General features: G+C 67.2%; 14 protein-coding genes and 1 riboswitch. Of the genes, 12 read left to right on the forward strand and 2 right to left on the reverse strand.

The window, feature by feature from the left end:
• Window positions 1-133 precede the first annotated feature (133 nt).
• From PUN71_RS03695 to PUN71_RS23145, 5 genes are all read left to right on the forward strand, one after another.
• Complete coding sequence (locus tag PUN71_RS03695; protein ID WP_277797389.1) at window positions 134-3952, forward strand: multifunctional oxoglutarate decarboxylase/oxoglutarate dehydrogenase thiamine pyrophosphate-binding subunit/dihydrolipoyllysine-residue succinyltransferase subunit; 3819 nt, start codon at window positions 134-136, stop codon at window positions 3950-3952.
• A 150-nt stretch (window positions 3953-4102) separates the two neighbouring features.
• Window positions 4103-4702: a GDSL-type esterase/lipase family protein gene (locus PUN71_RS03700; RefSeq protein ID WP_277797390.1), complete on the forward strand. Its 600-nt coding sequence runs from the start codon at window positions 4103-4105 to the stop codon at window positions 4700-4702.
• Between the two features lie 79 nt (window positions 4703-4781).
• Window positions 4782-5609 (forward strand): DUF4097 family beta strand repeat-containing protein, encoded by an 828-nt coding sequence (locus PUN71_RS03705; RefSeq protein WP_277797391.1) that lies wholly within the window; start codon window positions 4782-4784, stop codon window positions 5607-5609.
• A complete protein-coding gene (locus PUN71_RS03710) occupies window positions 5609-6070 on the forward strand; it encodes a PadR family transcriptional regulator (RefSeq protein WP_043453479.1) in 462 nt (153 codons plus the stop codon). The genes PUN71_RS03705 and PUN71_RS03710 overlap by 1 nt, the downstream gene beginning before the upstream one ends.
• Before the next feature lie 118 nt (window positions 6071-6188).
• Window positions 6189-6263 (forward strand): 50S ribosomal protein bL37, encoded by a 75-nt coding sequence (locus PUN71_RS23145; protein WP_369299106.1) that lies wholly within the window; start codon window positions 6189-6191, stop codon window positions 6261-6263.
• A 100-nt stretch (window positions 6264-6363) separates the two neighbouring features.
• Here PUN71_RS23145 and rsrA read toward each other — a convergent pair whose 3' ends face one another.
• Window positions 6364-6624: a mycothiol system anti-sigma-R factor gene (gene rsrA / locus PUN71_RS03715; RefSeq protein WP_043453481.1), complete on the reverse strand. Its 261-nt coding sequence runs from the start codon at window positions 6622-6624 to the stop codon at window positions 6364-6366.
• The gene (locus PUN71_RS03720) at window positions 6621-7433 is read right to left on the reverse strand and encodes a sigma-70 family RNA polymerase sigma factor (RefSeq protein WP_502860021.1); all 813 of its coding nucleotides are present in this window, start codon (window positions 7431-7433) and stop codon (window positions 6621-6623) included. The genes rsrA and PUN71_RS03720 overlap by 4 nt, the downstream gene beginning before the upstream one ends.
• Window positions 7434-7670: 237 nt before the next feature.
• Between PUN71_RS03720 and PUN71_RS03725 the strand changes: the two genes are divergently transcribed.
• From PUN71_RS03725 to PUN71_RS03755, 7 genes are all read left to right on the forward strand, one after another.
• A complete protein-coding gene (locus PUN71_RS03725) occupies window positions 7671-8219 on the forward strand; it encodes a DoxX family protein (protein ID WP_043453483.1) in 549 nt (182 codons plus the stop codon).
• A 6-nt stretch (window positions 8220-8225) separates the two neighbouring features.
• Window positions 8226-9605, forward strand: coding sequence for a 3-phosphoshikimate 1-carboxyvinyltransferase (gene aroA, locus PUN71_RS03730; RefSeq protein ID WP_277797393.1), 1380 nt, complete (start codon window positions 8226-8228; stop codon window positions 9603-9605).
• Complete coding sequence (gene rsgA, locus PUN71_RS03735; RefSeq protein WP_277797394.1) at window positions 9589-10704, forward strand: ribosome small subunit-dependent GTPase A; 1116 nt, start codon at window positions 9589-9591, stop codon at window positions 10702-10704. The genes aroA and rsgA overlap by 17 nt, the downstream gene beginning before the upstream one ends.
• A gap of 44 nt (window positions 10705-10748) precedes the next feature.
• Window positions 10749-11561, forward strand: a complete 813-nt coding sequence (gene hisN, locus PUN71_RS03740; RefSeq protein ID WP_043453490.1) for a histidinol-phosphatase — start codon at window positions 10749-10751, stop codon at window positions 11559-11561.
• 152 nt (window positions 11562-11713) lie between these two features.
• Window positions 11714-11827: riboswitch (SAM riboswitch) on the forward strand.
• Window positions 11828-11863: 36 nt separating this feature from the next.
• A complete protein-coding gene (locus tag PUN71_RS03745) occupies window positions 11864-13282 on the forward strand; it encodes an aminotransferase class V-fold PLP-dependent enzyme (RefSeq protein ID WP_277797395.1) in 1419 nt (472 codons plus the stop codon).
• A 109-nt stretch (window positions 13283-13391) separates the two neighbouring features.
• Window positions 13392-14150 (forward strand): class I SAM-dependent methyltransferase, encoded by a 759-nt coding sequence (locus PUN71_RS03750; RefSeq protein ID WP_277797396.1) that lies wholly within the window; start codon window positions 13392-13394, stop codon window positions 14148-14150.
• A 46-nt stretch (window positions 14151-14196) separates the two neighbouring features.
• The gene (locus PUN71_RS03755) at window positions 14197-14910 is read left to right on the forward strand and encodes a metal-dependent transcriptional regulator (protein WP_277797397.1); all 714 of its coding nucleotides are present in this window, start codon (window positions 14197-14199) and stop codon (window positions 14908-14910) included.
• Window positions 14911-14917: the final 7 nt, after the last annotated feature.

Consider the following 14917-nt stretch of genomic DNA (forward strand, 5'->3'; position numbering starts at 1 on the left):
TGGCAGTTAACAGGAGATGCTCACTAGACTTGCAAAGGTCCGGGTTCAGAGGACGCGGAGAGTGGTTCGAACGTAGTGCTGAAGCACCGGGGGGCCAAAGAGAAATCAAACTCATGGAAGAGGCGTATTTCAAGTGCCAGAGCAGCCAAGCCACCGTCTACCCGAGGAATTTGGCGGAAACGAGTGGCTCGTTGACGAACTGTACGAGCAGTACCAGCAGGACAGGAACGCTGTGGACGCCAAGTGGTGGCCCCTGTTCGAATCCTTCGACTCAGGCAACGGTTCTTCTTCCAACGGAAATTCCGCCCACGCTCCCAACCCTCCCACCCGGGAACTGCCTGTTGTGAAAACGGCTCCGGCCGCTCCGGCACCGTCGCCGGCAGCTGCGCCTGCCACTCCCCCTGCCGCGCCCGCCGCCGCTGCCCCTGCCGCCCCCGCCGCGGCACCCGCACCCGTCAAGAAGGCCCCCGCCACGGAGGCGCGCGACGGCGGCAAGAAGACCGAAGCCGGCACCGGCTCGCAGCCCATCCCTGCCCAGCTGCCCAAGAACGTCAAGGCTCCCACGGCGCCGGAAGAAGACGTTGTCTCCGTCCTCCGCGGCCCGGCCAAGGCCATCGCCACCAACATGGTCACCAGCCTCGAGGTGCCCACCGCCACCAGCGTCCGCGCCATTCCGGCCAAGCTGCTCATCGACAACCGCGTGGTGATCAACTCCAACCTGGCCCGCGCACGCGGCGGCAAGGTCTCCTTCACCCACCTCATCGGCTACGCGGTCATCCGCGCGCTCTCCCAGTTCCCGTCCATGAACGTGTACTACGACGAAGTGGACGGCAAGCCGGTCGCGGTCCAGCCGGCGCACGTCAACTTCGGCATCGCCATCGACATGCCCAAGCCCGACGGCACCCGCCTGCTGATGGTTCCGAACATCAAGAAGGCCGAAACCCTCAACTTCGCCGAGTTCTGGCACACGTACGAGGACCTCATCAAGCGCGCCCGCAACGGCAAGCTGACGGCCGAGGACCACCAGGGCACCACCGTGTCCCTGACCAACCCCGGCGGCATCGGCACCGTGCACTCGGTTCCGCGCCTGTCCAAGGGCCAGGCGGCCATCATCGGCGTCGGCGCCCTCGACTACCCGGCGGAGTTCCAGGGCGCGAGCGAGAAGATCATCGCCCAGAACGCCATCAGCAAGGTCCTCACCCTGACCTCGACGTACGACCACCGCGTCATCCAGGGTGCCGGCAGCGGCGAGTTCCTCAAGCTCGTCCACCAGCTCCTGCTCGGTGCACAGAACTTCTACGACGAGATCTTCGAAGCGCTCCGCATCCCCTACGAGCCCGTCCGCTGGAGCCCCGACCTGCAGGTTGACCCGGCCGACGAGATCAACAAGGTGGCACGGATCCAGCAGCTGATCCACTCCTTCCGCGTGCGCGGGCACCTGATGGCGGACACCGATCCGCTGGAGTACGTCCAGCGCAAGCACCCTGACCTCGATGTCCTCACCTACGGCCTGACCCTGTGGGACCTGGACCGCGAATGGCCCACCGGCGGGTTCGGCGGCAAGCCGATGTTGAAGTTCCGCGACATCCTCGGCGTCCTGCGCGATGCCTACTGCCGCACCACCGGCATCGAGTACATGCACATCCAGGAGCCCGCCGAGCGCAAGTGGTTCCAGGACCAGCTGGAGCACCCGTACTCCAAGCCCAGCCGCGAAGAGCAGCTGCGGATCGTCTCCAAGCTGAACGCCGCCGAGGCCTTCGAGACGTTCCTGCAGACCAAGTTCGTGGGCCAGAAGCGTTTCTCCCTGGAAGGCGGCGAGTCGCTGATCCCGCTGCTGGACGCCATCATGTCCGACGCCGCCGACGACGGCCTCGACGAAGTTGCCATCGGCATGGCCCACCGCGGCCGGCTCAACGTGCTCACCAACATCGCCGGCAAGACCTACGCCCAGGTGTTCCGCGAATTTGAGGGCACCCAGGATCCCCGCTCCGTCCAGGGTTCCGGCGACGTCAAGTACCACCTCGGAACCGAGGGCACCTTCACTTCCGACAACGGCAAGGAAACCAAGGTCTACCTCGCGGCCAACCCGTCGCACCTGGAAGCCGTGGACTCCGTCCTCGAGGGCATCGTCCGCGCCAAGCAGGACCGCCTGGACCAGGGCGAAACGTTCCCCGTCCTGCCCATCATGGTGCACGGCGACGCCGCCTTCGCCGGCCAGGGCGTGGTTGCGGAAACCCTCAACCTGTCCCAGCTCCGCGGCTACCGGACCGGTGGAACCATCCACATCGTGGTCAACAACCAGGTGGGCTTCACCACGGCCCCCTCATCGTCGCGCTCGTCCACCTACTCCACGGACGTCGCCAAGATGATCCAGGCACCGGTGTTCCACGTGAACGGCGACGACCCCGAGGCGGTTGTGCGCATCGGCCAGCTTGCCTACGAGTTCCGCCAGCGCTTCCACAAGGACGTTGTCATCGATATGGTGTGCTACCGCCGCCGGGGCCACAACGAGGGCGACGACCCCTCAATGACCCAGCCGCTGATGTACAACCTGATCGAAGCCAAGCGCTCCGTCCGCAAGCTGTACACCGAGTCGCTCATCGGCCGCGGGGACATCACCGAGGAAGAAGCCGAGCAGCTGCTCCGCGACTACCAGGAACGGCTGGAGCGGGTCTTCGCCGAGACCCACGCCGCCCAGACCTCCCCCATCCCGATCGTGACCGCCGATTCCGCTGCCGTGTCCGACATCGAGCGGCCCATGGCCCAGCAGTCCGACTCCAACGCCAGTGCACCGGTCTCCACCGCCATCAGCGCCGAAACCCTGGCCCGCATTGGCAAGGCGCACGTCGAGGTACCCGAGGGCTTCACGGTCCACCCCAAGCTGAAGCAGCTGCTCGAGAAGCGCGAGCAGATGTCACGCGAGGGCGGCATCGACTGGGGCTTCGGCGAGATCGCAGCCTTCGGCTCCCTGATCATGGAAGGCGTGCCGGTACGCCTTGCCGGCCAGGACTCGCGCCGCGGCACCTTTGTGCAGCGCCACGCGGTGTTCCACGACCGTGCCAACGGCAAGGAATGGCTGCCGCTGGGCAACCTTTCCGATGACCAGGCCAAGCTGTGGATCTACGACTCCCTGCTGTCCGAGTACGCCGCCATGGGCTTCGAATACGGCTACTCGGTCGAGCGCCCGGACGCGCTGGTTCTGTGGGAGGCCCAGTTCGGAGACTTCGTCAACGGTGCCCAGACCATCATCGACGAATTCATCTCCTCCGCCGAGCAGAAGTGGGGCCAGCGCTCCTCGCTGGTGCTGATGCTCCCGCACGGCTACGAAGGCCAGGGACCGGACCACTCGTCCGCCCGGATCGAGCGCTTCCTGCAGCTGTGCGCGGAAGACAACATGATCGTGGCCAACCCGACCACGGCCGCCTCGCACTTCCACCTGCTGCGCCGCCAGGCGTACAACCGTCCGCGCAAGCCGCTGATCATCTTCACGCCCAAGCAGCTGCTGCGCCTGAAGGCTGCCGCGTCATCCGTCGAAGACTTCACCAACGGCACCTTCCGCCCTGTCATTGGTGAGCATGAGCAGCTCCCGGCCACCGCCGTCGAGCGCGTTCTCCTGGTCTCCGGCCGCCTGTACTACGATCTCCTGTCCACCCGGCAGAAGACCGGTGACAAGACCACCGCCATCATCCGCGTGGAGCAGCTTTACCCGCTGCCGCACGCGGAGATCGCGGCGGAGCTTGCCAAGTACCCGAACGCCGAAGTGGTCTGGGCCCAGGACGAGCCCGCCAACCAGGGCCCGTGGCCGTTCATCGGCCTGCATCTGCCGGAGGTCCTTGACCGCCGCGTCCGCCTGGTATCGCGGCCGGCCTCCGCCTCCACTGCCGCCGGTTCCATGAAGCGGCACGCAGCGGAACAGGATGTCCTGCTGAAGCAGGCATTTGCGCGCAAGTAACCAGTAAGGCTGCCCGGCCGGACGTCGAAATCCCAGACTCCGGCCGGGCAGTTCTGTTTAATGGATGGACAGCGCCGTCCCGAACCTCCGCAGCTGCGGCGGCAACGGGCAGCGGCAGAAGTAAACCCCTAGCGGAGTAAAGAGGAACGCGTGGAAGACAGGAAGCTGCGGATAGCAGCTGTAGGAGACGAACTGCTGGCCGGACTGGGCGATCCCCGGGCACTTGGCTGGCTGGGCCGCGTCCTTGCCCGCACTCCCCAGGACGGCATGCTGCTGGAAAGCTACTCCCTCCCCTGCCCGCAGGAAGGCACCGAGGGGCTCGCCGCACGCTGGCTGGACGAGGCCGGCCGGCGTTTCAGCGGCCAGGCCGAGAACCGGCTGGTCATTGGCTTGTCGGGCCGGGACATTGAGTTCGGCCTTTCCACCGCCCGGAGCCGGCTCAACCTGGCCAACATCCTGGATTCGGCGTCCCAGAACCGGATCGAGGTCTTCGTCGTGGGACCGCCGCCCACCCTGGACCCGGCCCAAAACCGGCGGCTGGACCAACTGAATACCGCTTTCGCTGATGTGACGACACGCCGCAAGCACCTCTACGTGGACACGTTCTCGCCGCTGTTGAACCACGAACAGTGGCGCCAGGACCTCGCGGCCAATGGCGGCACTCCTGGCCAGGCGGGATACGGGCTCATGGCATGGCTGGTCCTGCACCGCGGCTGGTTCCAGTGGCTGGGGCTGGAAGCGCCACAATAACGGTCGCGATATATCTTGACCCCTCCGCCGGGCGGCATTACGTTGGTCCGGAGCGCGATATATCGGTTTGGAGGAAACGATGCCCGCCGGACAGTGGACTGTTACGGACCCGCAAACCATCGAGGTCGACGGCGTCACGTCCGTCAAGCTGGGCGCCGTCCGGGGAAGATTCGAAATTGTGCCGCACGGTGGGCCCTCGGTGCAGCTTGAGGTTTCCGAGGTCAAGGGCGACCCCGTGGCCGTTTCCCTCACCGGGGGCAGGCTGGAGATCAGGCACCAGCTGCACGGACCCCAGGGCTGGTTCAAAAACCTGATGGAAACGGTCAACCACACCAGCGACAATACGGCGGTCATCAGGATCTCCGTCCCGGCCGGCGTGGAGGTCGAAGCGGGCACGGTGAGCGGCGAGGGCCTGGTGTCCGGCCTGGCCGCGCACATCCGGCTTAATACGGTGTCAGGGTCGATCGAGGCGGCCGGCACGTCCGGGGAACTGCAGGTCAACACCGTCAGCGGCAGGGTATCGGTACGCGGCCACCGTGGCGTCCTGACGGCAAAGACGGTGTCCGGTGAGGTGACCGCCTCCGGCCACTTCACCAATGTCCGCGCCAACACCGTCAGCGGCCACCTCAGCTTCGAGCTGCTCGGTTTTACCAACGACTTCGGCTCCAACTCCGTCTCGGGCGACGTCACGGTCACGATGCCCCACGACGTCGGAGCCGACATCGTCGCGAAGTCCGCCGGCGGCGCTGTGATCCTGGACGGCCAACAGTTCCTCCTGGCCAACGGCAAGGTGGAAACCATTTCCGGCCCTGACACGCAGCTCATGCTGGTCAGGACAAACTCCGTGTCCGGCAGGACGTCCATTGTGCAAGCCCCTGCCGGCACCGCCGGAGACACGGCGGGCTGATGCCTGCGGTCTTTGCCCACGGCGCGTTGCGCCTCTACCTCCTTGCCCTGCTGGAAGGCGGCCCCAAACACGGTTACGAGCTCATCAAGGAGCTCAGGGACAGATTCCACGGCGCCTATTCGCCCAGCGCCGGAACGGTCTACCCACGGCTGGGAAAGCTTGAGGGCGAAGGCTTGGTGGCCATCGAATCCGCCGGGCGCCGCATCACCTACCGCCTCACCTCCGCTGGGCTTGCCGAACTGAAGAGGCACCGGAAGGACCTGGCAGCAGTGGAAGACGGCATCGCCGCCTCCGTGCACCAACTGGACGCCGAGCTGCTGCTCCAGCAGTTCCACGACCGGCTGCGCGCGGACCTGCGGCGCCATGCACAGCAGGGACCGCTCAACGCGGTATCGCTGGAAACCGTCAGGACCGTCCTGGACCAGGCCAGGACGGCCATCGACCGTGCGCTGGCGCCCTGACCTGCCCGCCCGGCAATCCTGCCGCAGGTCATCCACCTGTTCCCGGTTCGCGGGCCGCGACATCATGTGGGAGACTTGAGGGCAGCTCTTTTGAGTACCAACAGTAAGGAGGCCAGCTATGAGCAAGCGTGCACGCAAGCGTCGTGACCGTAAGCGTGGCGGCGCGAACCACGGGAAGCGCCCCAACACCTAGGCACATGCCAGGAACTGCGGTTCAAGGAAAGGACCCCGCAAGCCAACCGGCTTCCGGGGTCCTTTGCTGTCTGCAGTCCTGGCCTGGACAGGGCCTGGCCCTACGCCTCCACGGGACGGATGCCGTGGATCCGGTCCAGGATGGCGTTCTTCAAATTGTCCGGGGCAGATTCCTTGCAGGACCGCTTGACCATGTTGCGGATCACGCACTCGAGGTCGTACTGCTCCGTGCACTCCGGGCACTGATCAAGGTGGTTCTTGATTTCGGTGATGTCCTCACGGGTCAGTGCCCCGTCAAGGTACTCGTAGATGCGTTGCATCCGGGTGTCATCGCAGTCGCCCAATCCCTGGCAGTCGCTCATTTCCTGTTCTCCTGTGCTTTGCTTCCTGCCGCATCCGACGCATCCGCGGCCGTTTTGAATCCCCGCTCCGCGGCGTACTCCGCGAGCATGTCCCGCAACATTCGCCGGCCGCGGTGGAGCCGGGACATCACGGTGCCGATCGGCGTGTTCATGATGTCTGAGATTTCCTTGTAGGCGAACCCCTCCACGTCGGCGAAGTAGACCGCCAGGCGGAACTCCTCCGGAATGTCCTGCAGGGCACGCTTAACGTCCGAATCCGGAAGATGGTCGAGCGCCTCGGCCTCTGCCGAACGCAGCCCGCTTGACGTGTGCGACTCCGCCCGGGCCAGCTGCCAGTCCTCAATGCTGTCCGAGTTGGACTGCAGCGGTTCGCGCTGCCTCTTGCGGTAGAGGTTGATGTAGGTGTTGGTCAGGATCCGGTACAGCCAGGCTTTGAGGTTCGTCCCCGGCTTGTACTGGTGGAAGGCCGAAAAAGCCTTGGTGTAGGCCTCCTGCACCAGGTCCTCCGCGTCCGAGGGGTTCCGGGCCATGCGCATGGCAGCTGAATACAGCTGGTCCACGTACTGCATGGCGTCCCGCTCAAAACGCAGCCGGCGCTGCTCAACGGTTTCGGTGGAAATGTCGACAGTACCGTCGTCGGTCTCCGCTTCAGCGGCCGGCGAATCAGGGCTTGCCTGTCCGGCCGGCAGCGGCGCGGTACCCGTACCGCCGTTCAATTCGCCGGGGGAAGCCTCATACATGGCCGCAACGGCCGGATCCAGGGTGCTCATTGCCTTCAAGTCTACTGTCAGGCTTCCGCGCCGGGGCATGCCGTATTCCGGCGGTTCGGCGGCCAGCTTGTCCACTGCCACCGGCCCCGCCTGCCTGGTTCCGTCCAACACCTTCCCCAAGGGCCAACTCCGCTCTGTTTCAGGTGAATGATTGTCCGGGCCCTTGACGTGGACCCAGGGAGCATAACCGCCTCCCACGGGCAAATATTCCCCAAAAGTGCAAGACTAGGACCGACTCCGCCGCTTGCCGCGGTTCGTCCATCCAGGAGGAAATCCATGTCCTTTGTCCGCACGCTCGCCCGGCCCATGCTTGCCTCCAGTTTCGTCCTTGCCGGACTGGACAAGCTCAAGAACTCCGATGACACCGCCCAGCAGCTTTCCCCGCTGCTGCGCAAGGCCGCGGCCTCGCTGCCCTTCCAGGCGAACGAAAAGACGCTTGCCCGGGTGATCGGTGGAACGCAGGTGGGTGCCGGCGTCCTGTTCGGCCTTGGCAAGTTTTCCCGGCTCTCCGCAGGGCTGCTCACGGTGATCTCCTTCCTGAACACCTTTGTGGAGTGGCGCAGCGCGGACATCAGCAGCAAGGAAGGCCGGGACAACCGGCGGAACCAGCTGCTCAAGAACCTCTCGCTGAGCGGCGGCGCCCTGCTCGCATCCGTGGACACCGCCGGCAAGCCCGGCCTCGCCTGGCGTGCGGAACACCTGGCCGCGGATGCGCGCCGCAACGCCTCGCACCTGGCTGCCGACGCCCGCAGGACCACCACCAAGAAGCTGAACAAGGCGGACAAGGCCGTGCGCCGCGCCGCCAAGCACGCCACGGGAGCATAAGCACGAATGACCGCACCAGCCGCCACCCGTGACGGGGCCCCTGTCCAGCACTGGGCCGCACCTTTTGCCTCCCGGCCCGTCGATGCCACCGTCACGGTGCCCGGATCGAAGTCCCTGACCAACAGGTACCTGGTCCTGGCAGCCCTTGCGGACGGCCCGTCACGCCTGCGCGCGCCCCTGCATTCGAGGGACTCGGCACTGATGGTCGATGCACTCCGGCAGCTGGGTGCCACCATCACGGAGGTGCCCGGGGACGGCGCCTTCGGCCCGGACCTGGAAGTGGTGCCGCTGCCCGCGGCGGCGGCACCATCGGCCACCAGGATTGACTGCGGGCTCGCGGGCACCGTCATGCGGTTTGTCCCGCCGCTGGCTGCGCTGCGCAGCGGAACCAGCGTGTTCGACGGCGACCCGCACGCACGGAAGCGGCCCATGGGCACCATCATCGAGGCCCTGAAGGCGCTGGGTGTGGACGTTTCCGCGGAGGACGGCAGCGCGCCGTCGTCGCTCCCGTTCGTGGTGCAGGGCACCGGCGCCGTCCGCGGCGGCCACCTGGTGATCGATGCCAGCGCCTCCTCCCAGTTCGTTTCCGCCCTCCTGCTGGTGGGCGCCAGGTTCGACGAAGGCCTGCACCTGGAACACGTGGGGAAGCCCGTGCCCAGCCTTGACCACATCAACATGACCGTGGCCGTACTGCGGGGCGCAGGCGTGTCCGTGGACGACTCCGTCCCCAACCACTGGGTGGTGGCGCCGGGCCCGATCCGGGCCTTCGACCAGCGGATCGAACAGGACCTCTCCAATGCCGGGCCGTTCCTGGCAGCGGCCTTGGCCACGCGGGGCACGGTCCGGATCCCGAACTGGCCCACGGAAACCCAGCAGGTGGGCGACCTGTGGCGCAATATCCTGGCAAGCATGGGTGCCACGGTCACCCTGGAAGACGGCCTCCTCACCGTCACCGGCGGCCCGCAGGTCAAGGGGGGCGACTTCGCGGACACCAGCGAACTGGCCCCCACGGTGGCGGCGCTCTGTGCCCTGGCCACCGGCCCATCCCGGCTTACCGGGATCGCACACCTCCGCGGCCACGAAACGGACCGGCTTGCCGCTCTCGTGGCGGAAATCAACCGGCTCGGCGGTGACGCCGAGGAGACCGACGACGGACTGGTGATCCGCCCCGCACGGCTGCACGCCGGCGTCGTCCACAGCTATGCCGACCACCGCATGGCCACCGCGGGGGCAATCCTGGGACTGGCCGTGGAAGGCGTCCAGGTGGAGGACATCGCCACCACCGCCAAGACCATGCCCGATTTCCCGGAACTGTGGGCAGGCATGCTGGCGCAGCAGGCGTCCGAAGCCGGACCGGAAGGGCGCGGCAGTGGCGCGGAGAACTGATTCCTGGGACGAATCAGACGTTCGGATCCGCCCGAACAAGAAAGGCTCCCGGCCCCGCACCAAGGACCGGCCCAGCCATGACGACGCCGTCACCGGACGGATCATCACGGTGGACCGCGGCCGCTACACGGCGGTGGTGGACGAGGACTCGGAGAACGAGCGGGTCGTTGTCGCGGCCCGCGCCCGCGAGCTTCGCCGCTCACCGGTGGTTGCCGGTGATTTTGTTTCCCTGGTGGGTGACGTGTCCGGTGCCCCGGATACGCTGGCCCGCCTGGTGAAGATCCAGGACCGGCACACGCTCCTGCGCCGCAGCGCGGATGATACCGACCCCGTCGAGCGCGCGGTCGTGGCCAACGCCGACCAACTGGTGATTGTTGTGGCAGCCGCCAATCCGGAACCCCGCACTGGCTTCATCGACCGTGCCCTGGTGGCCGCCTACGACGCCGGGATCGAGCCGATCCTGCTGGTCACCAAGGCCGACGTCAAGGACCCCGCGGACCTGCTGTCCAACTACACCCACCTGGACTTCCCGGTGATCATCAGCCGGACGGCGGACGCCCGGGCCTCGGGAATCGATGCCCGCTCCGACGACGGCCTTTCGGCCCGGCTGGACAGCGCGGCGGTGGCTGCCCTCCGGGCCCACCTGGACGGCAAGGTCACCGTGATGCTCGGACACTCGGGCGTGGGCAAGTCCACCATGGTCAACGCCCTGACCGGCGCCGAGCGGGCCACCGGCGGAGTCAACGCCGTGACCGGGCGGGGCCGGCACACGTCGTCGTCCGCCCTGGCCCTGCGCCTGGCAGACGCACCGCCCGGCAGCTGGATCATCGACACCCCCGGCATCCGCTCCTTCGGCCTGGCCCACGTGGACCCTGACCGGATCCTGCGGTCCTTCCCGGACCTCTCCCCCGGCATCGACAACTGCGAGCGCGGCTGCAAGCACACGGCGACCGCCGTGAACTGCGGCCTCGATGACTGGGTGGGCGGCGGACACGCCGGCCCCACGGGACCGGCCAGGCTGGCGTCCCTGCGGCGGCTGCTCGGTACCGACCCGCGGATGGAAGCGCAGGAAACCAAGGAGCTTGGCAGCGTCAACTGACGCGTTCTCCCGGCGGAAGCGCCCGCAGACGGTAGTTTGGAACCATGATCCAACCCGCTTCGAGCTACAACGATGACCTGCGCCTGGCCCATGTCCTGGCCGACTCCGTGGACGACCAGACCATGAGCCGCTTCAAGGCCCTGGACCTCCACGTTGAGACCAAGCCGGACCTGACGCCGGTCACCGACGCCGACAAGGCCGCCGAGGAAGCCATCCGCGGCCAGCTCTCCCGCTCCCGGCCCCGCGATGCCGTCCTGGGTGAGGAATTCGGCAGCACCGGCCACGGCTCGCGGCGCTGGATCATCGATCCCATTGACGGGACCAAAAACTTTGTCCGCGGCGTTCCGGTGTGGGCCACGCTGATCGCCCTGGTGGACGAGGGCGAGCCCGTGGTGGGCGTGGTCAGCGCCCCTGCCCTGGGCAAGCGCTGGTGGGCCGCGAAGGGCATGGGCGCCTACATGGGCCGGTCGCTGGCTGCCGCGACCAGGCTTCGGGTCTCCAACGTGTCCAGCCTCTCAGACGCGTCCCTCTCCTACTCCAGCCTCACGGGATGGAAGGAACGCGGAAACCTGGATGAATTCCTCGGCCTCACCGAGGACGTCTGGCGGACCAGGGCCTACGGTGACTTCTGGTCCTACTGCATGGTGGCCGAGGGCTCGGTGGACATCGCCTGCGAACCGGAGCTGAACCTCTACGACATGGCGGCCCTGGTGCCCATTGTGGTGGAGGCCGGCGGCCGCTTCACCTCCCTGGAAGGCGAGGACGGGCCGTTTGGCGGGAACGCGCTGGCCACCAACTCGATCCTGCACTCAGAGGTGCTGCACCGGCTCAATCCGTACCTCGACGACCTGCTGTAACGGCCGCCGATCCCCTTCTTCCGCGAATTTTACGACGCCGGGCGCCTCCCCAAAGGGGCGTCCGGCGTCGTTTATTCGATGGCGCGTAACAAAACCCTTAACAATTGCCGCGGCTTCAGTCCTGGCCGCCCGATGTCCTACGCTTTTATGCAGGTCACGAGTGCCAGCGCAAAACCCCGGTTTGCTGGCCGGCAACCCTCCATTCGCGGTGGGGTGCCCCGGGTGACGACCAGGCCGGTCCGGAGCGGATACGGCAAGCGCGGATTCCTAACGCCGGAGTCCTGTAGTCAAGTGAGGTCTCTGTGACAACTGCCACCGTCTCCCCCCAGCACGCCATTGCCGACGCTGCCGTCCCCGATGCACGCCACGCCGCCGCCGGCAGGCCCCTCGCTGCCGTTACCGGCGCCGAGATCCAGGCGCCCCTGATTGCCGGCGGCCACGTCCGCTACGCGAACCTCGACTACGGCGCGTCAGCACCGGCCCTGTCGGTGGTGTCGGCCTACCTGAACGAAATCCTGCCCTACTACGCGAGCGTCCACCGCGGGGCCGGGTACGCCTCCCAAATCAGCACCTCGGTGTACGAGAACGCCCGCAGCATCGTCCGCGACTTTGTGGGCGGCCGGCCGGATGACTCGGTCATCTTCACCCGCAACACCACCGACTCGCTGAACCTGCTGGCCGGTTGCCTGCCCCTGCACGATGGCCGCCCGGCCGGCGATGTCCTCTACCTGGACATCGAGCACCATGCCAATCTCCTGCCATGGCAGGGCGTCCCGCACCGCAGCATCGTGGCCGCGGACACCATCGCCGGCACCCTGGACGCCGTGCGCGCCGAACTGGAGCAGGGGGGGGTGAGCCTGCTGGCCGTCACGGGCGCATCCAACGTCACGGGCGAGATCCTGCCCATCCGGGCCCTGGCCGCACTGGCCCACCAGCATGGCGCCCGGATCGTGGTGGACGCGGCACAGCTCGCACCGCACCGCCGGGTGGACATCACTGCCGACGACGTCGACTACCTCGCGTTTTCCGGGCACAAGCTGTACGCGCCCTTCGGTGCAGGCGTCCTGGTGGGACGGCCCGACTGGCTGGACGCCGGCGTCCCGCACCTTGCCGGTGGCGGTGCCGTCAAGGAAGCACGGCTCGACGGCGTCAGCTGGGCCACCGGGCCGGCCCGCCATGAGGGGGGCTCGCCGAACGTCCTCGGTGCCGCCACCCTGGCCCGCGCCACGCAGGTGATCGCGGGTCTGGACCAGGACCGCTGGCACGCCCACGAATCCGCCATCCGCTCATTCCTTGTTGAGGGCCTGCAGCGCATCGACGGCGTGACCGTCCACCAGATCTTCAAGGACACCAACCCGGAAACGGACACTATCGGCGTGGTCAACTTCTCCGTCGAGGGCTACGACGCGGGACTGGTGGCCGCCTACCTCTCCGCGGAGCACGGCGTGGGCCTGCGCGACGGACGTTTCTGCGCCCACCCCCTGCTCAAGCGCCTGGGGCTGCCGTCCGGTTCCCTGCGGGCAAGCTTTGGTGTCGGTTCCCGGCTGGAGGACGCCGCGCGCCTCCTCGCAGGCATCCAGGCACTGCGGACCAACGGCCTGGGATGGGACTACGTTGTGGACGCTGGCCGGTGGGTACCCGCCAACGACACCCGCACCTACCCCCACTGGGCACCCAACACCCCCGGCACCGCAGGCGCGGCGCCCTGCATCGACGACTAAGCCGGCGGCGGCCCCGAACCGCCGCCGGCCGCTGCCACCAACCCTTCCGGCACTGCAGATACGGTAAATTCTTAAGGTACCGCAGGGCGTTGACTGAAGGAGGCCGCACGTGGTTCGGGGTGGCCCCAGGCTTGATCACGGGCGGCGCCGGGAGCTTGGACAAAGTTTCCAGGACGGCGGCAGGCACTACCAGCGCGTCCGGCCCGGCTATCCGCAGGAGTCAGCCCGGTGGCTGGTACCCGCCGGGGCGCATGATGCCCTGGACGTCGGCGCCGGAACCGGAAAGTTCACTGCCCTGCTGCTGGACATGGGACTGGACGTCGCCGCCGTCGACCCCTCGGCGGACATGCTTGCCCAACTCGAGGAACACTATCCGGCCGCCACCGCCGCGCCGGGGACTGCCGAGGCGACCGGCCTGCCGGACGCCTCCTTCGACGTCGTCACCGTTGCCCAGGCGTGGCACTGGTGCGACCCCCTGGCAGCAAGCACGGAACTGGCCCGCGTGCTTCGGCCGCACGGGACCCTGGGCCTGGTCTGGAACCAGCTGGACACCTCCGTCCCCTGGGTGCACCGGCTCTCCCGGATCATGCATGCCGGTGATGTGTACCGGCCAGGCCACAAGCCCGTGGTGGGCCCGGAATTCCGCGGGCTCGAGGGGCATGTCACCCACTGGCAGGACAGGGTGACCACCGCCGACCTGATGGAGCTCACCAAATCGCGCAGCTACTACCTGCGGACCGGTGAGGCGACGCGTGCCAAGGTCCTGGCCAACCTCGATTGGTATCTGCATGACCACCTCGCCTACCGCGACGGCCAGCAACTCGATCTTCCGTACCTCACCCTCGCCTGGCGGGCTGTCAAGGCATGACGGCGGCCTCCCATGCCCGGTGCGTCGAGCCGGTAGGCTTGAACGCGTGAAGACCAGCGCGCCCTCCTCCTCGATCGAGGACTACGTCAAGGTCATCTATTCCTTCACGGAATGGCAGGACAAGCCCATCACTTCCTCCCAGCTTGCACAGCGGCTGGGGGTGGCCAATTCCTCGGTGTCCGAGATGGTCCGCAAGCTCAAGGACCAGGGCCTGGTGGACCACAAGCCCTACAGCGCCGTCACCCTGACCGAGGCCGGCCTGCGGCTGGCCCTGGCCATGGTCCGGCGCCACCGGCTGATCGAGACCTACCTGGTCCAGCGTCTCGGTTACAGCTGGGATGAAGTCCACGATGAAGCCGAACAGCTGGAGCACGCCGTGTCGGACACGTTCATCGAACGCGTCGCGGCCAAACTCGGGAACCCCCGCCGGGACCCGCACGGCGACCCCATTCCCACAGCAGACGGCCAAGTGCTGATGCCCGACGCGCACCTCCTCGCCGGGCTGGACCAGGGGCACACGGGCAGGATCACCCGGATCAGCGACGACAACCCCGAACTCCTGCGGTACCTCGCCGCCCAGGAAATCGACCTGGATGCCGAGGTAGAGGTGCTGGGCAGGAAGCCGTTCGGCGGCGCGCTGGTGGTGCGGATCAGCGGTCCGGACGGCCCGCGGGAGTACGACCTGGCGGATGAGATAGCCGCCGCGCTGTGGGTCTCCACCGATACCCCCCATCCCGGCTGCCTCCTGGACGGCAGCTGACGTGGCG

Origin of the sequence: Arthrobacter sp. NQ7, assembly GCF_029581595.2 — a bacterium.
Classification (GTDB): domain Bacteria; phylum Actinomycetota; class Actinomycetes; order Actinomycetales; family Micrococcaceae; genus Arthrobacter; species Arthrobacter phenanthrenivorans_B.